This is a genomic window from Paenisporosarcina sp. FSL H8-0542 (assembly GCF_038632915.1).
In the GTDB taxonomy this organism is placed as follows: domain Bacteria; phylum Bacillota; class Bacilli; order Bacillales_A; family Planococcaceae; genus Paenisporosarcina.
Genome location: NZ_CP152050.1, coordinates 3,146,931 through 3,169,168 on the forward strand (window position 1 = coordinate 3,146,931; position 22,238 = coordinate 3,169,168).

Sequence of the window (22,238 nt, forward strand, 5' to 3'; positions counted from 1 at the left end):
CTTTGCTTATTCAGCTAGTTGTTCCGCTAATTTCAACAACTCATCCTTCAATTCATTCTCATTCAGCTCTGACATATTTAAAGTATATGAATACGTAACATCTTTGACAATTACGTCAAGTTGATTGGGTAAGGTATATTGAGCTTGATAGCCATTATTCAAAGTGATTTCTTCCGGATTGCTATCTGAATAATCTATGTTACCCGTTGTAGTAGAAAGCAGTAGGTTATTATCTTTCTTATCTGAAGCCATAAATTGTGCATCCGGATTTTGACCCTTTCCACCGATATCCGTAATTCCTAAAGATTTGAATCCCACAGTTTTGAATGGCAATTTCTCGGGCAAGTTGACTTCATAGGGTAAAGCATCAATGGCCACGTCCACTGAAGGTGCGCTGTAAAACTTGATGAATCCGTCTTCACTTTCTTTTGATTCAGTTAATTGTGATGTATCTAAGCTATTCGAGCATCCAGCTAACATTAGTAAGCTGCCTGCCAATAAGAATTTTTTCATATTTATTCCCTCTACTTTAAAGTATACAAGTTTCTTCTAAATTTTGGAGGTAATGTAAATTAATTACCACCATATATAACTACAAGCATGGAGTTGTTGAAACATTGGTTAAAAAGCCTAATAATAAGCTATTTTTATTGTTAAGTTGCTTCACTGCGCTTGGTTTTATCCTAATTGCATTCATGGTCGAACAAAAACAAATTGAACAATTTGACAGCCCCATTGCCACTTTCATTCAATTTTTCGAAACTCCCTTCTCGACGAATATGATGCTTTTTTTCACAAATATTGGATCAGGAACTTCCATTAACATTATTGCTTTTATCATTTTCATTATCTTTTATTTCTTTTTAAAATTTCGGGCAGAACTCCTTCTATTCATTGTCGTCCTGCTCGGTTCCCACTATCTTTTTCGCGTAATAAAACTACTTTTCAAAAGAGAACGACCAGATTTACATCGCCTTATTGAAATTGGTGGGTACAGTTTTCCAAGCGGACATGCAACAAATGCAATATGTATATATGGAATCCTAACATTTATTTTGTGGCGTCATATTCCATCTCGTATCGGTCGATTTCTTCTGTTATCTTTCAGTACTTTCATGATTCTTATGATTGGGATAAGCCGAATCTATTTAGGCGTCCATTATCCAAGTGATGTTCTAGCCGGCTATTTTGCAGGTGGCTGTTGGCTAACAATTGCCATATGGAGTTATCATGTTGCGCTCGTTAAGCTTAATTAATTTGAGATGTCGCACCAAAAAACGCTTTTGGATAATGTAATTCTCCAACGGTGTTTTCAAGTTCTCTATCTTTCAGTTCGCAAACCATGAAAACGTCATCAGGCACTTGATATTGTGTCAATTCCAATCCATGAGCTCTAGCCGGTTGAAAACCAAACTTCGGATAATAGGCTGGGTGTCCAATGAGTAAGACTAGTCCATAGTCCAGGTCTTTCGCTCTTTTCAAACCTTCTTCAATCAATTTGATGCCAATGCCTTTTTTCTGAAATTCTGGCAAAACAGCAACAGGTGCTAGGACGACTACCTCTTTTTCGCCATTTTCATTGATAATTTTCGCCTTACTTAATAGTAGATGACCAACTATTTCACCTTGATCATCTGCCACTATCGATAATTCCGGAATGAAGCCATCTGAAAAACGAATGCGTTCCACAAGTTTTGCTTCATCGTCTCTATTTCCAAAAGCCGTGTAATTCAGATTGAATACATGTTTATAGTCATTTTTCGTTTCAGTTCGAATTTGCATTCTATTCACCTATTTTCTTTAAACTTCACTCAGTACTAACTTCTACCTCTAACACCACAATCCCTTTTTCTCAAACATCTTGTTTCCAAGAGTATAACTAAAAAAGCTTGAAACGGGCTGTGATGGCTCGTTTCAAGCTTTTTTGTGTTAAGTTTCACGGTTGATTTTATTAAATGTTGGCTCACGTGGAAAGTGCGGCAAGCGCAAATGAATGATAACCAACCATACCGTTTATTAAAGCCATCAGTATTATTGATATTCTTTTGCAAATAACCGGACATCTTCTGAAGTAGACGCGTATTTTATCGTGCCTTCATCTTTCATTCCCAACTTTTGTAGAAGGTTCGCAGATTTTTCATTATCGAGTGATGTAAATCCAACAATTCGGCGATACCCTAAATCTTCTGCACCATAAGTTAAGGTAGCTTCTGCTGCTTCGTATGCGAAGCCTTTACCCCAATATTTTGAGAGTACCGCAAATCCAAGATCCACATCTCTCAAGAAATCACGATGAAGGAGTCCACAAATCCCGATTGGTGTTGCATTTTCTTTCATTTCAATTAAGTACAAACCGATTCCATGCTCTTTATACATGGTCATCGGTCCCTCCACGATGTATTCCTTCGCACCTTCTGCCGTGCGAATACCTCTATCACCGATATATTTTATCCAGTCTGGTTCATTCATGAGTTCTACTATAAACTCCGCATCATCTTCATTTAAATGACGAAGTATGAGTCTTTCTGTTTCTACTATTTTCACGCAATTCACCTCTAATTTTTACGGTACTTTTTAAGAGCCACAATATTAAGCAGTATAAATACAATTGCAAAACCAAGAAGTACAAATACGTCCAATTTCACGTCACTTAAACCATACCCTTTATACATTATACTCTTTAACGCGTCTGCACCATACGAAATCGGCATCACTTTAGATAAACCTTGTAGCCATTCAGGCATTCCATTTACCGGAATAATTCCCGTAAAAAACACTTGAGGCACAATCACTAGAGGGATAAATTGAATCATTTGGAATTCAGAAGATGCAAATGATGAAAGTAGAATCCCCAAACTTAGTGCAACGAGCGCAATTAACCCATTTATCACAAGTACATGCCAAATTGAACCGACCAAAACCATGTCCAAAACATTTACGGCGTACGTAACGACGATGATCGTTTGTATGATGGCAAATAATCCATACCCTATCAAATAGCCAAAGACAATTTCCCATCTTTGAATCGGGGTAGATAATAACCGTTCGAGTGTTCCTGTCATTCTTTCGCGTAGCAGACCTATTCCCGAAATTAAAAACACGAAGAAAAACACAAAAAACCCAACTAAAATAGGGCTTAATACGTCAAAGAAAGAAGTGTTTTCACTTCCATATACATATTTCGTTTCTATTTCTGACGTTCCAGCTAAATTGCCGAACAAAGCTTGTTGAATTTTTGCTCTCAACATTTTCGAACGGGAAGGATCTGTATTTTCAACTGTCAATGTCATTGTATCCCCATTAACAACAAGGTACCCATCCAATTCATTATCTATGATTGTTTTCTTTATATCATTTGTCTTTGGAAAAGAGATCAACTCTAACTCATTACTCTTCCATTGCTCTATCATTCCGCTGGATACACCTTCTACACCTAGCCTGGAAGGTACATCATTGCTAGTAAACAAAAAATGCATAAGCGTTAAAATCAGTAATGGTGCCATAAACAGGAGAGCCAGTGTCCGTTTATCACGAGCTAGCTGTAATACAATTCGGTTAACGAGGGCCCTGATGCGCATCTAATACCCCTCCCGCTTTTAAAAAGACATCTTCCAAATTACTGACTTGATAAGCCTCTTTTAATGCTTGTGGTGATCCTGTTGTAATGACTTTCCCTTCTCTTATCATGGTGAGCTCGTCACACTTCTCAGCTTCATCCATGACATGAGTCGTTACAACAATCGTCTTTTGTTCATCATTCTTCAACCGGTCAAGTTCCTGCCAAATGGATTTTCTTAACTCTGGATCAATACCTACTGTAGGCTCATCAAGTATCAAAATCTCAGGGTTTTGAATAAGTGCGATTGCTAGTGAGAGCCGACGTTTCATGCCACCAGAATAAGTTAAAACTTTCTTCTGAATGGCATTTTCGAGTTGAACAATGCGTGTCACATAAGCAATCCGGTCTTTTTGTTCGTTCCTATTCATCAAAAACATGGAAGCAAAAAATGACAAATTTTCTAAGCCAGTCAAATCTTGATAAAGCGCATCCGATTGTGCCATGTATCCAATTTTCTGGAGCAGGTCCAGATTCGGAACTTTTTTTGAAAGCACTTCTACCGTTCCAGTTGATGGTACCTCCATTCCCATGATGAGTTTTATTAATGTTGTTTTGCCAGAACCTGAAGGTCCAATAAGGCCAAGGATTTGACCCGTATTCGCAGAAAAATTCACGTTCGACAGGATTTGATGCTTCCCGTAAGACTTGCTTACATTGGCAACATGTAAAATCGGCATCCTTTACCACATCTCCTTTTTAACCCGTCACTTTTTCAATCAATTCTGGTGCATTATTTTTGGGAGAGTTCACTTTGTCGGACACTTCATATGCTTCGAGCAAGCCATTTTCCAATGGAATTAAAAACGGTCTCAACTCATCCACATGATTCAAATTTGGATTTAACCACTTTTGTTCATCTTCTTGTTTAAGAATGACTGGCATCCGATCATGAAAGGATGACATCAATTCATTCGCTTCGGTTGTAAGAATGGTGCATGTGTGAACAAGGTTGCCTTTTGCGTCTTTCCACGACTCCCATAATCCTGCCATCGCAAAGAGATCATCGTTTTTCATTTTAATACGCATCGGAATTTTGCGTTCTTCCGTACGTTTCCATTCATAAAATGAGTCTGCGACAATTAGGCATCTTCTCTTCTTGAAAGCTTCACGAAAACTTGGTTTTTCATGTACAGTTTCCGCTCTGGCATTAATCATTTTAAAAGCGATTTTCGGATCATTTGCCCATGATGGAACAAGCCCCCACTTTAAAAAGCCCAAACGGTTTTTCTTACCATCATTTATCACGGAAAGGACCATTTGGGAAGGTGCAATATTGTAGCTTTCTTCATAATCTTCTTCATCAAAAGTGGCTTCACCAAAACGTTCTTCAATGATTCGAAATTCTGCAAACAAACTGTAACGTCCACACATATTTACTTCCACTCCCTTTCTTTTAGAATCAATTCGCTACAATTAATTGATTTCCTTTATTCACAAAAACAAAAACCGCCCTTTCTCAGCCGAGAGATGGACGGTTTGTATTGATAAAGATTTATTGATTGATATACAACTCAAATGTATCTGTAAAGTCTTTTTTTGCGTATTTGGAGCGATTTTCCTGCATCCAGTCATGTGCGAAACGAGTGATTTCTTCAAACGATTGAGCAGGCGTTACTTCATCATTTCCAATACGCCCCATCGACTGGGATGCGTAAGATAAACTGTTTTCTGCAATGGCGTACTTTTTCTCGTTTTCTTTTACTTCAATAGAAATCGCAAACAACACTTTATACAAATCTTTAATTTCTGCCAAAAAGCGTTTATGGATATCCACTGTCATAGGGATGCTACCGATGGTAAATTTAATTTCCACGTCCAAATCAATTGTTCCGGCCGTTTCCAAGGTAACATTTGTAATCGGATGGTATGCATAGTCAAAACGTTTGAGTGTGCGTTTCTTGCTGATGGCATTTGCTCCATCCACATGAATCAGCGCTTTGTTTGTAAAACAATACTCGTCTGCTTTTGTCTTAATCAGGAAGAAGATTTCTTCACCCGATTCATGCATAAGAAAATCATCAGACTCCGTTTTATCAAAATCCGCTTTCGGTACGACAATTCCAATATCAGATAAACCAAGTGCATCTGCTGCTAATTTTTTAAACAAGTGTATTCCTCCCGACAATCTAGACTTCTCTTATACATACGAATTAATTCGCTGAAGGTTTCAAAGATAAGGACCAAAGGTAATTTGGTCCTTATCTTCCCTACCAACAACATTATTTAACAGAGTGAACCAAAGAAAATGTGGATAACTTCGTGGATATTCGAAAATGGTGTTGGATTACTTTTCTTTCATAATCCACTTATAGTAAAAGACAATCAGTACGACGAAACCACCAAGTGCCATATACAAGTTTGCATATCCCATATACGCTACGGCAATGCCAAGCACAAAGGACCCTACTGCAATGCCTGTATCAAAAAGTGTAAAGAATGTGGCAGTTGCATAAGCACTTCTTCTGTTCGGCGATGCCTGAATGGCAAGCGTTTGGAAACTCGGCAATAACGTACCGTAACCCAAACCGATCAACGCGCCTGCCAGTAGTAACATCCAGGCAGACGAAGCCAAACTGAGGACAAACAAGCCTGCTGCAAAAATCAGGATCGAGGGAATGATGATGATATTCGGTCCCATTGTATCAAACAGTCTTCCTGTGATAGGTCGTGAAATGAGCATTGCTGCTGCAAAGACTAGAAAGAAGTAACTGGCTGTTTCAATTAACCCGATTGACTGTGCATATAACGAGATGAATGACATGATACTCGCATATGCAAACGAAACGAATATCCCTACAGACGAAATTGCAAGTGCCTTACGTTCAAATAGATCAGACCAACTCAGTTTACGCTTAGCACTAGGCTGAATTGCTTGAAGGGTATCTTTAACAAAAACCCCACAAAGCCAACCAATAATCATAATCACACCAAATATCAAAAATATGGAATGATACGAAATAAGCGGTTGAAGGGTCAAGGCAATAAACGGGCCAACGACAACTGCCAAGTTCATCGACATGCCAAAGTAGCCAAGTCCTTCTCCTCTTCGTTCGGGAGGAACAATATCCGCTGCAATCGACAACGTCACTGTTGTGGCTATGCTGAATGAAACGCCATGAATAAATCGTAAAATAAGTAGCAACTTGATGTCTTCCGTCAATACATAGGAAAATGTAGAAACTGCAAATGCAAGCATACTTAATCCCAACATGCGTTTTCTACCGAACTTCTCGAGGATCAGACCAGAAAAAGGCCGGACGAGAATGACAGATAACAGGAAGATGGTCGTGACAAGCCCTGCTTTGGAAACGGTTCCTCCTGGCAGATCAAGAGCATACATGGGCATTAACGTTAACAATGCATAAAACACTACAAATATGAAAAAGTTACTGACGGCAATGTTGATGAAACTTTTTGTCCATATGGATGATTTATTTGATTGCTTATTCATAATCCTTACCTAATTTCTTTAACAGTCGGGTCAGTTCATTTACTTCATCGTCTGACAATGACTGCAACAATCTACCTTCAACTTCCGCAATTTTCCCTTCAATTTTTGGAATCAAATACATCGCTTCTTCTGTCAACTCGACAATTCTCTCCCTTTTGTCTTTGCCTTCCTTACGGATGATGAAGTTCCGTTGTTCCAACTTCACCAAAGTTCTCGTTACAGTTGGAGCTTCGACATTTAAATACTGCCAAATTTCGGTCTGTGTCATGATACCGAATCGCTTCAGGCAAAACAGAATGGACCACTGTGCGCTATATAATCCAAAATCTTTTAACGCTTCGTTTACTTCCTTATTTGACAATCGTGCTTTCTGATGCATTTCGTGAAACACTAAATTCTTCATCGTCATCTCTTTTCTTATTATTTACCTAGGTAAATAATTTACTATTCTAGTATATAATTTTAAATAAAAAGAGTAAAGAAAAAACCTGCAGTTCGCAGGTTTCAGCTTTAATGGCTTCATTTATTTCAATGCACCAGCACTCAGAATTGTTGTTTCGGCTTTAATTTCAAATTCAGCTTTGGCCATTAATTGTTGGGTCAAATCACTGGGCCAATCTCCCTTATAACGCATACGCATAGTCTCAAACAACCCAGTAGGCTCAATCGATAATTGCCGACATTTTTCCAACAGAATTCGCACATCTTTCTCAATACTTTTACTTACCTCTTTTTCGAGATTTGCCAATTCATGATCGTTCGCCAGATTTTTCCCGCCTTCGTATTCACTTAAATTCCCTTCAAATTCCATGGTAATAAAGACCTTCGGTGAATTAAAGTTTTGATTGGTCTTAATTTTAGCTTTCGATTTAATAAATTCCAAAGCAACTTTCTCTTTTTCATCATTATCGAGAGTGGTGGTAAGTACAGAGAGCTTCTTCTGTCCACGCAGTATTTGTATGGCCTTCCCTTCTTGTTGTGTAAACATGGTTACCATCTCTCCATCAGCAAATACAGCAATTCCTTTAATATGGATGATGCCTTCTTTATATTCGACATAAGGGGCAATTGAATCCAGCAGTGGATTCGTTTCGTCATAGACAAAGTCATGAATCGTTGTGAACGGACTAAAGTACGTATATTGTCTTGGTTGGAATAAATTGTTGAGATAGACACTTGTATTCTGTTTATCGGGATAATCTTTCCTCAATAATTCTTCGGCCGAATCTTTAACTACAGCCACAAAAGTGTTCGATCGCACTTCCGTATCCTTATATAAAAACTCTACCATTTCTTTCATTTGACCTTTTTCAGCAAATTCTTCACTGAATAAGGCGACACGAAGTTGTTCCAAAGTAACGGCTTTATCTGCTTTGGATGCGATTTCAACCAGCCCTTTATGGAGCATGTCTGTTTCTACTGTAATTGCTTGTGTATGCTTCATGGCTTCTGTGGCAGGCTGGGGCATGATAACGGTTATTTTCATTTTATCCTCATCAATATAATCGAAAGCTATGACACTGATCATCCCCAATCTCTCCAGGGAGGGTTGAGAACCTTGCTCAGTAGAACAGCCACTCAGCAAGAGAAGGAGAGAAACCACAAATAGCATCAGGTAATTTTTCATTTCTTCGCCTCTTTCTTCTTCCTTCTGACCAAATGCAACAGGCATAACAGGATGGGCCATAATATTAGGCCGTAACTCACATAGAATATTTTTTCATATAATGCTTTCCTCATCAGCTGTGAAATCGGGAGATTGATTATGATATACGTCATCACAGCCATGACATAAATATGATATTGACTGTTTTTATTGCGGACAGAGTCCATCCCTTTCTTTGCTGTCCATAAATAAGCGCCAGCCGTCGTTAAGATTAAAAATACCCAAATGGTAATACCAAACGTATCGATTCGCTCGACAAACGCTAAGTCCACAGCCTGGAACAGTTTAAGTACAGGAAAGAGCACATGTTCAAGCTGCCATTCCGAAAAATACATAACGCCTACAATGGTGACCGCCAAATAAAAAGAGGTCGTCAGCCAAATGCCAATGGAAGCATGTTTGAAAGCTTTTTCTGGTTTACGTATATAAGGAAAATAAAACATGATCAATTCATACCCTACCAATGTGTTGTAGCCTTTTTTGGTTGCATCCCAGAATTCCGATGCCGTGAAATTAAAAAGAGGCAATAGATGGCGGATTTCTCCCTCTGCAATGCCCCATCGCAAAAAATAGATCATCCATCCCGTTAAAAAGAACGTCAGTATACAAAACCTGGCAAGTGACTTGATGCCCCCTTTAATGATGAACACTGTCAACAAGATGAACAAAATTAAATGTCCTGTCATCAACCGCCCGGGCAAAGCAGTGCTTTGGATGAGATCCAGGTAATTTTGAATGACCGCAGCAAAAAGCACAGTGGCATACAAAATCAACAAACTATTTAATGTCTTCCCAATCCATTTTCCGAACAATTTTTCATGAATGTCAAACAAGTCATCATCTTTGTACTGCAAGGCCAACCAAATTATGGGGATGAGTGTTGCATTTGCAACTAGTCCAAAAAGAACAGGCAACCACCATTGACCATAGCCAACGGGACTCAAAGAGTTATTCAGGGACAACAAACCCATGCCTACCATGATATTTTGCACTAGGAAAACTACGTGGTACCCATTCAACACCTTCTTTTTAGTTACATCCACATTCAATCACCCTTCTATTTTGTAGGCTTATTCACTTTCTTAGCTCTAGACATGCCTGTTCTCTTTTGGAGAAACGCCAATGGAAAACGAACAATGCTGTCTCTCAGGTCAGACCATGAGCGCGGTATCACTGGCGTCATATATGGTGTGCCGAGTGATGTTAAATTCAGTAAGTGGTTGAATAACCAGGCAAGAGCCAGCATTTGACCAAGCAAACCAAATAATCCTGCTGCCAAAATGAAAATGTATCGAACAAATCGACTGGCATTGCTCATGAGGAAATTTGGCATCAGGAATGACAATAAAGCGGAAACCGCTACAAGCACAATGAGTGTATTACTGACAAGTCCTGCTTCAACTGCTGCCGTCCCTATAACGATACCGCCTACAATACCAATTGTTTGACCAATTTTTGTAGGCATCCGCGATCCGGCTTCTCTCAGAATCTCAATTACCAATTCAATGAACAACACTTCAATCACAGGAGGAAATGGCACTCTGCTTCTAGATTCCTGGATCATGATTAATAGTTCAAATGGAAGAATGCCTGGATGATAGGAAAGAGCCGAGATATACATAGGTGTAAGCATAATGGTAATAAAGAATCCTGTGAATCGTAATATACGCAAAAGAGTAGCTGTGGTCCACCGGTTATAAAAGTCTTCAGATGAATTGAACATTTCGATAAATGATGAAGGACAAACCATTACAGTTTGACTATTTTCCATTGCAATAACAATTCGCCCATCAAGTAGTGAGCCGACAGCAACATCCGGTCTGGACGTTGCACCATATTGGGGAAATGGGGAAAAGGGATTGTCTTCTACCAATTGTTTAAGCATGGTGATATCCAGAAAACCCGTGTAATCCAGCTTTTCGATGCGGTCCTGAATTCGCTGAAGGTTTTCATCATTCACAAGATGTTCAATATACATAACCGATATTTTTGTATTCGTTTCCGTCCCGATTGTATATTCTTTACTTTTCAATCCCGTTTGCTGAATTCTTCTTTTTATTAAAGATAAGTTTGTGTTCAAGGATTCTGTAAATGCATCTTGTGGTCCAATTACGCTGGACTCCATTTCCGAGCTGGAAATGGCTCGTACTGGAGGACTGAATGTTTGAGCTTTTAAATATTGTAGTTTGTCATGATGATAGATAACCGTATTGCCATTGACAATGGACATAAGTATCTTTTGCTTATTCCAACCTTCCATTGCATCAAAAGACTTCAAGACTTCTCCCTGATCATTAACTAGCGGCAGGATGATGGCTTTATGTAAAATCAACGGATCAATCAGCGTGCTCAAATAGACAACTGTAACAAGACCTTCTTTTGTTTGATAATCTTTGAAAACTGCATCATCAATATCTTTGAGCTCGTCTTTAATAGATGCTAGGGAAACAGGTTTCAATTCAGGTTGTGTTGGTGTTGGTGTTGGTGATTGTGATTGTGATTGAGGTTGAGGTTGAGGTTGAGATGATAACTTGTTTTTGCTCTCTACAACCACTTGCCGTGCACGTTTCCATATTTTCATCCGATCACTTCCCTTTACATTGGAGGCATTTCTATTTGATGTAAGTCTTGACTACTGAAGGAAAGTTTATTCGAAACAACGTAAGTGTTGACATACACAGCAAATTCCCGTAAACTAACTTACATAAAGTAACTAGCTTTTAAAATGTAACCGAAAAGGAGAATGATTATGACATTCCATCAACATCCAACCACTTATACAAAGCATGTCCAATTACAAGTAGCGGACTTATCTCGCTCTACTATTTTTTACGAAAACATATTGGGACTTCGTATTTTGGTTCAAACAAAATCAATTGTCAGTTTTACTACTAACGGACAAGATGCTATCTTAACAATTGAACAACCTATAGAAGTCAGCAACCACCCCACAAACGCTGCAGGACTGTACCATATGGCCTTGCTACTGCCTTCCAAGAAAGAACTAGGAATCGTTTTCAATCATATTCGCAGCACCGGTTATCCGTTTAGCGGAGCGTCCGATCACATGGTGAGCGAAGCGCTTTACTTGAATGATATAGATGGAAACGGCATTGAGCTCTATTACGACCGTAGCCCTGATGTGTGGAAATGGCAACGTGACATGGTTGAAATGACCATCGATCCACTTGATATTCAGAGTCTTGTGGCAAGTGCAGAGCAGACACCATTCAATGGCATGCCTGAAGGAACCGTTATGGGTCACGTTCACCTCCGTGTCGCAGATCTCGATGAAGCAGAAACGTTTTATGTAAAAGGATTAGGATTCGATGTTGTGAATCGTTATGGAACACAAGCATTGTTCATATCTTCAAACGGCTACCATCATCATATTGCTCTTAATACATGGGGAAACCCTAGTTCGATTAAACGCACGGAACAAACACTTGGAATGAAAAGTTTTTCAATCGTTTATCCAAGTGAAGAAGCAAGACAAAAAGTTGTTGCACAATTAAAAGAAATCGGTGCAACCGTTTCAGTTCAAAGTGATTATGTAAGTGTGATAGATCCATCCGGTATTGAAGTTCAATTGTTTATCGCATAATTAAAGTCCCAAATAGAGAAACAAGTCGATACGATACGACAAAAAGCCAAACCTAAACGGAAAACTTCCGAATATGTTTGGCTTTTTGTCTATGATCAAATTTATCACAAAATCCATAAAAATCATCATACACACAAGTGTCTCATCTGGATGAAACAATTAATTCCATATTAAAAGTCAATGAATTACTTGAACAATCAAATTTGAGAGTTCCATAACCTAAACATTCATTTCAAACTTGCATAAATTAGAAAGATTTTATAATGAGGAGTGTAGTTAAATGGTTATGCCATTCGGAAGAGATGAAAGTCCACGTTCGCGACAACGTTTCCCAAGTTTCCCAAGACCCCGAAGATTCCCTAGGTATCCGTTTTATCCGTACTATCCGTTTTATCCGTATTATCCATTTTATCCTTATTATCCTTACTATCCTTATTACCCGGGATATGGAGGGTACGGTTATTAACAATTATTAAATGTTCATGAAATACACTTGATACTTTGGAAGAATTCTACTCTCTATGTCACAAAGTATGTACTCAAATAGGTAATTGAATGATTTACAGTGGGATTATTGTACAATTTAAAAGAGATGGTGATTCCATTGTGGAATTCACCATCTCTTTTACTCATTTCGCGTTTAATCTAAGCTTCTCTAACTCTTCTTCGATCAGATTTACATCAATTCGTTCAAATAAAGGACTTACTTGGAAAACTTGATAAGCTACTTTTTCAATTGGCTGCCATGAAAATGGAGCCAATTGTAACATTTCATTAACTTTTTCACTGGAAAACGGCAGAAATGGCGCTAACAGTTGGGTGCAGTTAGAAATGATATGCACACAAGTAAGCAGTACGTTTTGACAGGCTTCCCGTTTTTCATGAATGGTTTTCCACGGTTGCTGGGCGTCGAAGTATTTATTTCCAAAGCGGATTGTTTCAAAGATGACTTCAATCGCTTGTTTAATACGTCCGTTTTCAATGAGTAGCCCGACTTCATCGTATTTCGTTTTATTAGTGAAAGTTTCTTTTTTAGTGACACTATTGTTATACTTTTCCCATCACAGATTTTTCATATTTTTTACATAAGAGGAGCAATTAACATGATAGAACAAAGAAATTTACGCCTGGTCGTATCAGGCTTGCTTTTAGCGATTTTGATGGCTGCGATGGACAATACGATTGTTGCCACTGCACTTGGATCGATATTGGCAGACTTAGGTGGAGTCGAGAGCTACGTGTGGATTACATCAGCATATGCTGTAGCCGTCTTGGCAGGGATGCCAATTTTCGGGAAATTATCCGATATGTATGGTCGCAAACGGTTCTTCGTCTTTGGACTGGCAATTTTCCTGATTGGTTCTGCTTTATGTGGAATCGCACAATCTGTCCCTCAATTGGCTGTATACAGGGCTATTCAAGGAATCGGTGGTGGCGCATTGATGCCGATTGCTTTTACGATTGTCTTTGATATCTTCCCTCCCGAAAAACGCGGAAAAATGACTGGATTATTGGGAGCTGTATTCGGTGCTTCCAGTGTTCTCGGTCCGTTACTTGGAGCCTTTATTACCGACACAATCAGCTGGCACTGGGTGTTTTATGTGAATGTGCCAATCGGAATTGTATCTCTATTTCTGATTCTGAAATTCTACAAAGAAACGAAGCAAAATGCAAAACTTAAGATTGATTGGCTTGGCGCCATCACCTTGATAACAGCTGTTGTCAGCCTAATGTTTGGACTAGAGCTCGCCGGCAAAGAATTTGCCTGGAGTTCATGGCAAAGCTACACATTATTCGGGATTTTCATTGTGTTTTTGATTGTCTTCTTATGGGCAGAAACGAAAGCATCCGAACCAATCATTTCGTTTTGGATGTTCAAAAACCGTCTGTTCGCTTCTTCACAAGTACTCGCATTTATTTTTGGTGCGACATTTGTCGGATTGACGATTTTCATACCTATTTTTGTTCAAGCCGTGTATGGGGGTTCCGCGACGAATGCCGGTATTATTCTGATGCCGATGTTACTTGGATCTGTTGCCGGAAGTGCATTCGCAGGGATTGCACAAACCAAAATTTCCTATCAGAAAATAATGGCTATATCCGTAGTTTTCTACGCAATTGGAATGGCATTCATGTCGACAATTTCTCCTGAAACAAGCCGTATTTTACTTACTTTGTATATGGTATTGGTTGGGATGGGCGTAGGGTTTTCATTTTCATTACTGCCTTCGGCGAGTATGCATAAGATGGATTATCGCCATCGCGGTTCTGCCAACTCGACAAATTCATTTTTCCGGTCATTGGGTTTGGCGCTGGGTATTACCATATTCGGGTCATTGCAGACGAAATTGATGACTAATGAAATACAAGACAAGCTTGGGGGTTCTGGTCAAGATGCATCGCAGACAATTGACAATTTACAGACCGTATTCCAACCCGAACAACGACAGATGATTCCATCAAACATTTTGGATGTCATTATCAATGCCATGTCGAATTCCATCTCGGCTACTTTCCTTTGGTCACTCATCCCGATTGCCATTGCAATCGTTGCTGTATATTTCATGGGGAATGAGAAGCTGGAAGTTTCAAAAGAAAAGTAACTGAAGACGACAATAATTAAAGGGCTTTTCCTCCGTCATGAATGATGATGACGGAAAAAGCCCTGTTTTTGTGTATTACCCCTCAACATCGACAAATAGACTGAGGAGAAATCCAGCACAAAATATTGCCAGTAAAAAAGACGGTACTGCCAGTACTATTTTCAACCACGTGGGAGTGTCCTTGAACCTGTTAAATAACCGGAAAGCAAACCACAAATGCATCCAACTAATGATGGTACGAATGATGGCGCTTTCCATCTTCATGTCATCGAAATGAACATATCGCTGAAGATTATCCATATCAGCAAAGAGGATTCCCATAAAAGCTAGTGCAGTTATGAAAAAGAGTAGACGAAAAATCTGAAATGATCTAAAATCCTAGGTCTCATTGATTGATGGCATTCAAAAATGCCACTCCATATTTCTCAAGTTTATTGGCACCTACACCACTGACTTCAAGAAACTCTTCCTCGGTTTTCGGACGTTTGGCACACATGTCTTTCAATGTTTTATCCGAGAAGATGACAAATGGCGGAACATTTGATTCGTCAGCCAATCGCTTTCTCACGATGCGCAGTTCTTCAAATAACGGATCATTGTCAGTAACTTGTTGGGTAACAATCGCCCCTTTGCGAAGGACTTTTTGATTTCCTTTCAGTACTTCTTTACTTTTCTCGGTAACATATATTGTTGGAAATGATCCATGTTCGACTGCGAGTAAGTCCTGTGAAATCATGAACTCCATCAAGTTCGCTACATCTTTCGCACTGTAGTGCTTTAATATACCGTACGTTGTCAGTCTGTCAAATCCAAATTCAATTACCTTTTTGTTTCTGGATCCCGTCAGTACTTGGGCTGTCAGCATTTTTCCGAATTTCTGTCCCATTCGAATGACGCATGAAAGGACCATTTGGACATCTTGTGTAACGTCCTGACTTTCTCGTTGATCGGTGCAATTGCTACATTGGCCGCAAACGCCTGCATCGGCGTCACCAAAATAGTGAATGATGAATTGCTGCAGACAATTTTCTGTATGACAGTAGTCAACCATTCCCTGCAACTTGATGAGTTCGCCGGGTATACGACTTGGGTCTTGTGCTTGATCAATCAGGAATCGTTGGGTCTGAACATCCTGTGAGGCATAGAGTACAACACACGCACTCGGCAATCCATCACGACCTGCACGTCCTGCCTCCTGGTAATAACTCTCCATATTTTTCGGCAGTTGATAATGGATAACATAGCGAATATTTGATTTGTCGATACCCATTCCAAAGGCATTTGTCGCCACCATCACCTGGACTTCATCTTTAAGGAAACGTTCCTGCTCATAGGTGCGGTCCTCATCGAACATACCGCCGTGATATTTTGCCACGCTAATTCCTCGTTTTTGCAGCATGTCGTGAATATGATTGACTGTTTTTCGAGTAGCTGCATAAATAATGCCTGATTCGTTTTCATTTTTCATTAAATAATCTTTGACAAATTTTTCACGGTCTTGTCCACGAATAACAGAGAATGTTAAATTTGATCGTTCAAAACCGGTCATTACAGTGTTTTCTTCCGTGATATTCAGAATTCGGCAAATGTCTTCGCGCACTTGTGGTGTGGCAGTGGCAGTTAATGCAAGGACTGTCGGTTTATTCGGGAAAAGCTCGGTCATTCGACTGATTAATCGGTAACTTGGACGGAAATCATGTCCCCATTGAGAAATACAATGTGCTTCGTCAACAGCTATCAATGGTACTGGAATATCCCGAAGTTCATTCAAAAAGGACTGGGAGTCCAATCTTTCTGGGGCAATATATAAAAGTTTGACAGCTCCGCGTTGCACATCATACAGTACTTCACGCACTTCTTCATGACTCAATGAACTATTGATATATGCCGCATGAATGCCCGCTTCCAGTAAGGTATCCACCTGGTCTTTCATTAATGAAATCAATGGAGAAACAACAATCGTAGTACCTTCTAAAACTAGTGCCGGTATTTGATAGCAGATAGATTTCCCGCCACCAGTCGGCATCACGCATATTGAATTGTCGCCATTTAGTACTTGTGTAATTACTTGTTCCTGTCCGGTTCGGAATGACTCATATCCAAAAAAGGTTTGTAAGTATTTTGTTGCTTGTTCTAACACATGTGTCACTCCTTATCTGTTACAGATTGAAAGTTAATGATATTCAAGTTCTTCATTTTTTTGGTAGTACATCGCCCGTGACCCTTTGTGATTCCTCTTTTAATTCATCAATTAACAGCTCCGCTGCTCTACGGTACGAGTTACTGATGTTAACCAGTGAGGTGATCAGAAGAATTTTCTCCAATTTTTCCGCTTCGCTGTCTTTCATTTGGGCCACTTCTTTGTGGACATCTATTGCTCTTTTTTGGAATTCCGACTCGAAATCCGAGGCATTCCCACTCTGAATAGCAAGATAGCTATTATAGAATTTTTCTAACTCAAAGTCTTCATTTGTCAGTTTGGAATTAAGACCGTCCAGCGTTGACTTAATGTCATTGATTGATAGAGCACCTTTTAATTGATAGACCAAACTGATCAAGATGAGATGCTTCTTCGAATATTTTTTATTTTTTATAGGAATGAACAGCTTCGCTTTCGCATAGTTGTTGATCATAGTTTTGGTCAAAACTTTTTCTTCTTCATTGCGCTTTGTACTTTTAAAAGTGTGATCAAATAATTGAATGACTTGATCCATATATAAATCGATATCGGGCATTTCCTGAAGTGAAATGTTCTTCTCTAAAGAAAGTTTCCTCAATAATTCTTGTGTGTTTTCCATCTTGTATCCCTCGGTTTTCATTGGCATTTAGTAGTTTCAGTGTAACTTAAAAAAGACCAAGCGTAAATATTGACTAGATGGTGATATAGTTATATCGTTAAACATAGTATTAATAACTACATATTGAATTGGGGGCATTTAAATGCACGCTTATATTCGAGAACCTTTTAATAGTTTATCTCATTTAGTCGGTGCGGTATTATCTGTCATTGCGTTAATTGCTATGACTGTCAAAGCATCTATAAGTGATGTGCCTGTTCTTCATATTGTCGCCGTTATCATATTTGGCATCAGCATGGTTTTATTGTATACAGCATCCGCCACTTATCATATGGTACTTGCGAAGGACAATGTCATTGCTTTTTTCAGAAGACTTGATCACTCCATGATTTTTTTGTTGATTGCAGGATCGTACGCTCCTTTCTGCTTAATTGCTCTAAACGGCAAGAATGGATTTGTTTTATTTTCTGTCGTTACTGGTTTAGCGATCGCAGGTATTCTGTTTAAAATGGTGTGGTTCAACTGTCCGCGATGGCTTTCCACTGCGCTTTATATTGGAATGGGTTGGATTATTGTTTTTCTTGCCTCACCACTTGCGGCAACTTTAAGTGCGAAGGGACTTTGGTTGCTCGTTGTTGGTGGAATCATGTACACAATAGGAGGCATCATCTACGGTGCCAAGCCCGGTTTCCTGCAATCCAAATACCTCGGTTTTCATGAAATTTTCCACATCTTCATTTTACTTGGAACCCTTTGTCACTTTTTAAGTGTATATATGTACGTTTTATAGAAAAGTAACTAAGTGCCAGGCACCGGTTTTCTCAGAAACCTTTGTCTGGCACTTTTGTGTTTTTACAACTTGCGAATGAGTAGAACCCAAACGCTTCTTTGACAAAGCCATATACTAACTCGAATACAGTTTAAAGGAGGTACTCATTTTGGTTAATCAATTTCCCCCATTTTTACCTGGTGATGACTCGCCAAACTTCCCTGGACGTGGCCCTGGATTCCCACCAGGCTTCCCTGGACAAGGAGGATTCCCAGGTCAAGGTGGTTTCCCCGGGCAAGGTCCTGGATTCCCTGGTCAAGGAGGAGGCCAACAACCTTCAGGCGGCCCGCCGTCTGGTCCACCACCATCTTTCGTTCCTCAGCAAGCTGCTGGTGCTCGAGGTGGAGTTTCGGCTTTTGCAGTAGATCCCGGTGCGATTAGGGGCTGTTTGTTCCGGTTTACGTTTATATGGCTACGAAATGGTCGTTCTTTCTGGTTTTTCCCAACATTCGTTGGTAGACAATCTGTTGCAGGTTGGCGTTGGAATGGCCGTAGATGGACTTATTACGGAACAGATTTAGACAGAATCTCATCTTTCCAGTGTTTCTAGATCTTTTTTCTGTGCAAAAATGAAGAGGACGCTTAAAAGTCATTAACCATGACTTTATCGCGTCCTCTTTTTTATTTAGCTATGTTAAAGAATGTTGGCTCATGCGTACATGCGGCTAGTGAAGATAAACAACAGGATAGTTTAACAGAGCATTTTATTAATATTCTATTGTTTAATTACTCTTAAAAAATCTTCTTCATTATCGACTTCAAGATATGAAAAGGCTGATTCCCCTGAAGAATCTTCAAGTTCGGGATCTGCTCCGTACTCATAGAGCATTAATGCAAGTTCATAATTCTCGTTGTATAAAGCATCCATCAAAACAGTCGAATAGTCATTTAGAGCATTCGGATCTGCTCCCGCCTCCAAGAGAACTTGTGCGACGTCGTTATTCTGTAAAAAACCTGCGTATGCAAGAGCAGTATATCCCTCAGCATCTGTTTCTTCCAGGTCGACACCTTCATCAATTAAGGCATTTACTTCTTCAATATCCCCATCGTATGCCGCAGTCATAAGAGGTGTTTCTCCTTCGGTAGGATAATAGTCTTCCTCTGACAAGTCGAATGTATCCTCTGAAAGAAGAGATGGAATGAAGCTTGAATAGACCAATCCCCCTGCTGAGAATAAGAACACAATCAGCAGATAGACTCCAAACATCCCACCAAATAATAAACTGGCACCCAACACTATTTTCCCTTGTTTCGGTTCATAAGAGGGTGTTCCCTCTACACGCATAAACTGTCCGACAGCTTGGATGCGTTTTGGTAAGCGAGGATGACTAGATAAGACTTCACTTAACCACACAGCAACATTGGACTCACTCTTGATTTGCTCTAAATAAGCTGATTCGTTCACTTCTTGATACAAATCCTTGCCAGCTCCAAGAATCGTTAATGCCCGTTTTGCAGCAATTCCATTTTGAGTATAGAAAGCCGCTTCGCGGTCACATGTATATTCGCATGAACGACTGTAAGCTTGTGATAAGAAAGGAATGAAAGTTGCAGGAAGCAGTAGGAAGTTTTTCCATACATGGCGTCGTTTAATATGAGCAAGTTCATGGGCAATGATGAAATCAAGCTCAGCTGCTCCCCCCTGTCTTGCAAGTTCGAAAACTTCTGAATAAATAACAACCATATCACGACCTAAAAAGCGTGTTGCAAATGCGTTTAATGCTCCTTCAGACTGAACAATAAATACATCGGGTACACGTTTCAGGCCCATTTCTTGCGATAAAACCACTACCCGTTCGTAAACATCCGGGAATTGGTTTTGATTAATACGAATTCCATTCCCTCGGATTGATCCAAGCATAATCATATTTGCATAAAGCACGATGGCTAATAAACCCAGCGCTATGCCGATTCCGATAATTGAAATGGCCGCAATGATATAAATAAATATACTGAATATAATACTCAATACGAAATATATCGTTTCTCTCTCTGATGTTACATTTGGTGTTCTCATTTTGCCGTCCCCTCTTGTATAAAATTTACATGCAATACTGAATTTAACGGATAATACAGAAGTGGTCAATAGAATAATTTTTGAAAAATAAAAACAAAAAACGCAAAAGACCAAATCGATGGTCAATTGCGTTTTGGGGTACTTAAGATTTTAAGAAATCTTGAATTTCGGATAGTAATAAATCCGGTTTTTCCATCATGCTCATGTGTCCGGCACCTTTAATCAAAGCTTGGGAAATGGTTTCTTTATGAACAGAAAAAGTTTTTTCGGGAGGGATGACTTGATCCTTCTCCCCAGCAATCAGTAGCGCAGGTAACTTGCTGTTTTTGATGACATGATTTCGGTCTGGTCGATTTTTCATTGCTGTTAACATTCCGATTGCGCCTTCTTCAGTTGTTTCCTTCCCAATTTCTTTTGCTTTTTCTACATCTTCTGCATGCGTCTCCAAGTTTTCAGGCGCAAATAATTTAGGAATTAACCCCTCAATTAAAGCAGGGATTCCTTCCGATTTCACTTTCTCAATGGATGCATCGCGACCTTCTTTCGCTTCCTCAGAATCTGGATGCGCAGTAGAATGAATCAACGAGAGACCATTCAGTCGTTCTTCATATTTTTCTGCGAATGCCAATGTTATGTAACCACCCAAAGAATGACCAAACAATGTTACTTTCTCCAACTCCAATTGATCCAGTAGTTCTACTAACGTATCTGCCATGTATTCCATTCCGTAGTTCCCTTTAGGAAAAGTGGAGTCTCCGTGACCCGGTAAATCGGGCACAATCACTCGATTCGTTTCGGATAATGCCGGAATCACCTTGTCCCAGTATTTATGACTTCCACAAAAACCATGCAGGAGGACAATTGCTTCACCTTCACCACTGTCTTGGTATGCCAATGTCAGATTTGATAATTCAATTTGATGATGCCCCATCTTAACAACTCCCGTTTTCATGTTTGTCATACACTTATACCCATTATTTAAACTTTTAAGCGAGGAAATCGGATAAAAAACAAAAATAAGATAGAAGATACATTTTAAACACAAAAAAAGCATGCGCACTGAGTGTACGCATGCTTTCGATCATTTATTGGAAGAATTTAATCAATTGGTTGCTTGACGGTTCTTGTAAAGGAAATGTCTCATCACTGTCAGTCTGGCAGACCACGTGCAATGTCGGTGTTTCCTTTACAATAAATTTCCAATGAGCCGTTTTTGAAGTACTCGTAGCTTTCAGTTCTTCACGCATCATTTTCTTTCTGAAATTGGCAAGCTTAGCAATCAAGAAACGTTCTTTGTAACGAATTAACAAATACCCATTATGGGCAACACGGTTGTATTTGTTTAGACTAACTTCTCTTAAATCAAATCCATTAGACTTATTTTGAACAGACGGTGACAATACAAAAAAGTCACGTTTCTTAAAAATGGTTGTATTTAAATGTTGTACTAACCCTAATTCATTTGTCAAAAAGTCCTTGTTAACAGCACTTGGAATTTGATTATTATCCATTCTTCACCTCTTCTAAAAGTTCTCTTATAATAAGTATACACCTTTATGGATGAAATTTCACCTCTTCATGGCTTCAAACCACTATAGAATGCATGTCACGACAACATTTCTCACCCATTAATCGTTGCTGTTCATGATAT

Annotated in this window: 23 protein-coding genes; 5 read left to right on the forward strand and 18 right to left on the reverse strand. The window is 39.3% G+C overall.

The genetic code is table 11. The features are described 5' to 3' along the window. Window positions 1-6 precede the first annotated feature (6 nt). The gene (locus MHH33_RS15820; RefSeq protein WP_342542297.1) at window positions 7-513 is read right to left on the reverse strand and encodes a hypothetical protein; all 507 of its coding nucleotides are present in this window, start codon (window positions 511-513) and stop codon (window positions 7-9) included. A 104-nt stretch (window positions 514-617) separates the two neighbouring features. Between MHH33_RS15820 and MHH33_RS15825 the strand changes: the two genes are divergently transcribed. Next, complete coding sequence (locus tag MHH33_RS15825) at window positions 618-1,256, forward strand: phosphatase PAP2 family protein (RefSeq protein WP_342542298.1); 639 nt, start codon at window positions 618-620, stop codon at window positions 1,254-1,256. On the opposite strand, the gene MHH33_RS15830 is transcribed toward MHH33_RS15825, so the two are convergent. From MHH33_RS15830 to MHH33_RS15880, 11 genes are all read right to left on the reverse strand, one after another. Then, entirely contained in the window at window positions 1,249-1,782 is a 534-nt protein-coding gene (locus MHH33_RS15830; RefSeq protein ID WP_342542299.1) for an N-acetyltransferase, read from the reverse strand. The genes MHH33_RS15825 and MHH33_RS15830 overlap by 8 nt on opposite strands. A 249-nt stretch (window positions 1,783-2,031) precedes the next feature. Continuing rightward, window positions 2,032-2,544: a GNAT family N-acetyltransferase gene (locus MHH33_RS15835; RefSeq protein ID WP_342542300.1), complete on the reverse strand. Its 513-nt coding sequence runs from the start codon at window positions 2,542-2,544 to the stop codon at window positions 2,032-2,034. Window positions 2,545-2,555: 11 nt separating this feature from the next. Beyond that, window positions 2,556-3,578 (reverse strand): ABC transporter permease, encoded by a 1,023-nt coding sequence (locus MHH33_RS15840; protein ID WP_342542301.1) that lies wholly within the window; start codon window positions 3,576-3,578, stop codon window positions 2,556-2,558. Next, entirely contained in the window at window positions 3,556-4,296 is a 741-nt protein-coding gene (locus MHH33_RS15845; protein ID WP_342542302.1) for an ABC transporter ATP-binding protein, read from the reverse strand. The genes MHH33_RS15840 and MHH33_RS15845 overlap by 23 nt, the downstream gene beginning before the upstream one ends. Window positions 4,297-4,315: 19 nt before the next feature. Further along, the gene (locus MHH33_RS15850; RefSeq protein WP_342542303.1) at window positions 4,316-4,990 is read right to left on the reverse strand and encodes an SOS response-associated peptidase; all 675 of its coding nucleotides are present in this window, start codon (window positions 4,988-4,990) and stop codon (window positions 4,316-4,318) included. Window positions 4,991-5,111: 121 nt separating this feature from the next. Beyond that, the gene (locus tag MHH33_RS15855) at window positions 5,112-5,726 is read right to left on the reverse strand and encodes a PH domain-containing protein (protein WP_342542304.1); all 615 of its coding nucleotides are present in this window, start codon (window positions 5,724-5,726) and stop codon (window positions 5,112-5,114) included. Window positions 5,727-5,903: 177 nt separating this feature from the next. Then, window positions 5,904-7,070, reverse strand: coding sequence for an MFS transporter (locus tag MHH33_RS15860; protein WP_342542305.1), 1,167 nt, complete (start codon window positions 7,068-7,070; stop codon window positions 5,904-5,906). Next, window positions 7,063-7,473, reverse strand: a complete 411-nt coding sequence (locus MHH33_RS15865; RefSeq protein WP_342542306.1) for a MarR family transcriptional regulator — start codon at window positions 7,471-7,473, stop codon at window positions 7,063-7,065. Before MHH33_RS15865 ends, MHH33_RS15860 begins: the two co-directional genes overlap by 8 nt. Window positions 7,474-7,593: 120 nt before the next feature. Next, window positions 7,594-8,697 (reverse strand): Ger(x)C family spore germination protein, encoded by a 1,104-nt coding sequence (locus MHH33_RS15870; RefSeq protein WP_016428493.1) that lies wholly within the window; start codon window positions 8,695-8,697, stop codon window positions 7,594-7,596. After that, on the reverse strand, window positions 8,694-9,779 hold the full coding sequence (locus tag MHH33_RS15875) for a GerAB/ArcD/ProY family transporter (protein WP_016428494.1): 1,086 nt from the start codon (window positions 9,777-9,779) through the stop codon (window positions 8,694-8,696). The genes MHH33_RS15870 and MHH33_RS15875 overlap by 4 nt, the downstream gene beginning before the upstream one ends. A gap of 14 nt (window positions 9,780-9,793) precedes the next feature. Next, the gene (locus MHH33_RS15880) at window positions 9,794-11,317 is read right to left on the reverse strand and encodes a spore germination protein (RefSeq protein ID WP_342542307.1); all 1,524 of its coding nucleotides are present in this window, start codon (window positions 11,315-11,317) and stop codon (window positions 9,794-9,796) included. 168 nt (window positions 11,318-11,485) lie between these two features. Between MHH33_RS15880 and MHH33_RS15885 the strand changes: the two genes are divergently transcribed. Then, window positions 11,486-12,340 (forward strand): VOC family protein, encoded by an 855-nt coding sequence (locus MHH33_RS15885; protein ID WP_342542308.1) that lies wholly within the window; start codon window positions 11,486-11,488, stop codon window positions 12,338-12,340. Window positions 12,341-12,969: 629 nt separating this feature from the next. Here the strand turns inward: MHH33_RS15885 and MHH33_RS15890 are convergent. Next, the gene (locus MHH33_RS15890; protein ID WP_342543788.1) at window positions 12,970-13,323 is read right to left on the reverse strand and encodes a class I tRNA ligase family protein; all 354 of its coding nucleotides are present in this window, start codon (window positions 13,321-13,323) and stop codon (window positions 12,970-12,972) included. A gap of 120 nt (window positions 13,324-13,443) precedes the next feature. Between MHH33_RS15890 and MHH33_RS15895 the strand changes: the two genes are divergently transcribed. Continuing rightward, on the forward strand, window positions 13,444-14,943 hold the full coding sequence (locus MHH33_RS15895) for an MDR family MFS transporter (RefSeq protein WP_342542309.1): 1,500 nt from the start codon (window positions 13,444-13,446) through the stop codon (window positions 14,941-14,943). A gap of 385 nt (window positions 14,944-15,328) precedes the next feature. On the opposite strand, the gene recQ is transcribed toward MHH33_RS15895, so the two are convergent. Together recQ and MHH33_RS15905 are read right to left on the reverse strand one after the other, a co-directional pair. Continuing rightward, the gene (gene recQ, locus MHH33_RS15900; RefSeq protein ID WP_342542310.1) at window positions 15,329-17,083 is read right to left on the reverse strand and encodes a DNA helicase RecQ; all 1,755 of its coding nucleotides are present in this window, start codon (window positions 17,081-17,083) and stop codon (window positions 15,329-15,331) included. Between the two features lie 52 nt (window positions 17,084-17,135). Next, the gene (locus MHH33_RS15905; RefSeq protein WP_016428500.1) at window positions 17,136-17,741 is read right to left on the reverse strand and encodes a DUF1836 domain-containing protein; all 606 of its coding nucleotides are present in this window, start codon (window positions 17,739-17,741) and stop codon (window positions 17,136-17,138) included. A gap of 142 nt (window positions 17,742-17,883) precedes the next feature. On the opposite strand from MHH33_RS15905, the gene MHH33_RS15910 reads away from it, so the two are divergent. Together MHH33_RS15910 and MHH33_RS15915 are read left to right on the forward strand one after the other, a co-directional pair. Next, the gene (locus tag MHH33_RS15910) at window positions 17,884-18,531 is read left to right on the forward strand and encodes a hemolysin III family protein (RefSeq protein ID WP_342542311.1); all 648 of its coding nucleotides are present in this window, start codon (window positions 17,884-17,886) and stop codon (window positions 18,529-18,531) included. A gap of 148 nt (window positions 18,532-18,679) precedes the next feature. Beyond that, entirely contained in the window at window positions 18,680-19,120 is a 441-nt protein-coding gene (locus MHH33_RS15915) for a transporter (RefSeq protein WP_342542312.1), read from the forward strand. A gap of 165 nt (window positions 19,121-19,285) precedes the next feature. On the opposite strand, the gene MHH33_RS15920 is transcribed toward MHH33_RS15915, so the two are convergent. The 3 genes from MHH33_RS15920 to MHH33_RS15930 all read right to left on the reverse strand — a co-directional run bounded on the left by MHH33_RS15920 (window position 19,286) and on the right by MHH33_RS15930 (window position 22,098). Continuing rightward, window positions 19,286-20,587, reverse strand: a complete 1,302-nt coding sequence (locus tag MHH33_RS15920) for a M48 family metallopeptidase (RefSeq protein WP_342542313.1) — start codon at window positions 20,585-20,587, stop codon at window positions 19,286-19,288. A 142-nt stretch (window positions 20,588-20,729) separates the two neighbouring features. Beyond that, a complete protein-coding gene (locus MHH33_RS15925) occupies window positions 20,730-21,518 on the reverse strand; it encodes an alpha/beta hydrolase (RefSeq protein WP_342543789.1) in 789 nt (262 codons plus the stop codon). Between the two features lie 154 nt (window positions 21,519-21,672). Continuing rightward, entirely contained in the window at window positions 21,673-22,098 is a 426-nt protein-coding gene (locus MHH33_RS15930; RefSeq protein ID WP_016428505.1) for a hypothetical protein, read from the reverse strand. Between the last annotated feature and the right edge of the window lie 140 nt (window positions 22,099-22,238).

Excerpts from the sequence above, each read along its gene's own strand:
- MHH33_RS15820 (WP_342542297.1), bottom strand. The coding sequence starts at position 513 with ATGAAAAAATTCTTATTGGCAGGCAGCTTACTAATGTTAGCTGGATGC.
- MHH33_RS15830 (WP_342542299.1), bottom strand. The coding sequence starts at position 1,782 with ATGCAAATTCGAACTGAAACGAAAAATGACTATAAACATGTATTCAAT.
- MHH33_RS15840 (WP_342542301.1), bottom strand. The coding sequence starts at position 3,578 with ATGCGCATCAGGGCCCTCGTTAACCGAATTGTATTACAGCTAGCTCGT.
- MHH33_RS15845 (WP_342542302.1), bottom strand. The coding sequence starts at position 4,296 with ATGCCGATTTTACATGTTGCCAATGTAAGCAAGTCTTACGGGAAGCAT.
- MHH33_RS15850 (WP_342542303.1), bottom strand. The coding sequence starts at position 4,990 with ATGTGTGGACGTTACAGTTTGTTTGCAGAATTTCGAATCATTGAAGAA.
- MHH33_RS15860 (WP_342542305.1), bottom strand. The coding sequence starts at position 7,070 with ATGAATAAGCAATCAAATAAATCATCCATATGGACAAAAAGTTTCATC.
- MHH33_RS15865 (WP_342542306.1), bottom strand. The coding sequence starts at position 7,473 with ATGAAGAATTTAGTGTTTCACGAAATGCATCAGAAAGCACGATTGTCA.
- MHH33_RS15870 (WP_016428493.1), bottom strand. The coding sequence starts at position 8,697 with ATGAAAAATTACCTGATGCTATTTGTGGTTTCTCTCCTTCTCTTGCTG.
- MHH33_RS15880 (WP_342542307.1), bottom strand. The coding sequence starts at position 11,317 with ATGAAAATATGGAAACGTGCACGGCAAGTGGTTGTAGAGAGCAAAAAC.
- MHH33_RS15885 (WP_342542308.1), top strand. The coding sequence starts at position 11,486 with ATGACATTCCATCAACATCCAACCACTTATACAAAGCATGTCCAATTA.
- MHH33_RS15895 (WP_342542309.1), top strand. The coding sequence starts at position 13,444 with ATGATAGAACAAAGAAATTTACGCCTGGTCGTATCAGGCTTGCTTTTA.
- MHH33_RS15905 (WP_016428500.1), bottom strand. The coding sequence starts at position 17,741 with ATGGAAAACACACAAGAATTATTGAGGAAACTTTCTTTAGAGAAGAAC.
- MHH33_RS15910 (WP_342542311.1), top strand. The coding sequence starts at position 17,884 with ATGCACGCTTATATTCGAGAACCTTTTAATAGTTTATCTCATTTAGTC.
- MHH33_RS15920 (WP_342542313.1), bottom strand. The coding sequence starts at position 20,587 with ATGAGAACACCAAATGTAACATCAGAGAGAGAAACGATATATTTCGTA.
- MHH33_RS15925 (WP_342543789.1), bottom strand. The coding sequence starts at position 21,518 with ATGGGGCATCATCAAATTGAATTATCAAATCTGACATTGGCATACCAA.
- MHH33_RS15930 (WP_016428505.1), bottom strand. The coding sequence starts at position 22,098 with ATGGATAATAATCAAATTCCAAGTGCTGTTAACAAGGACTTTTTGACA.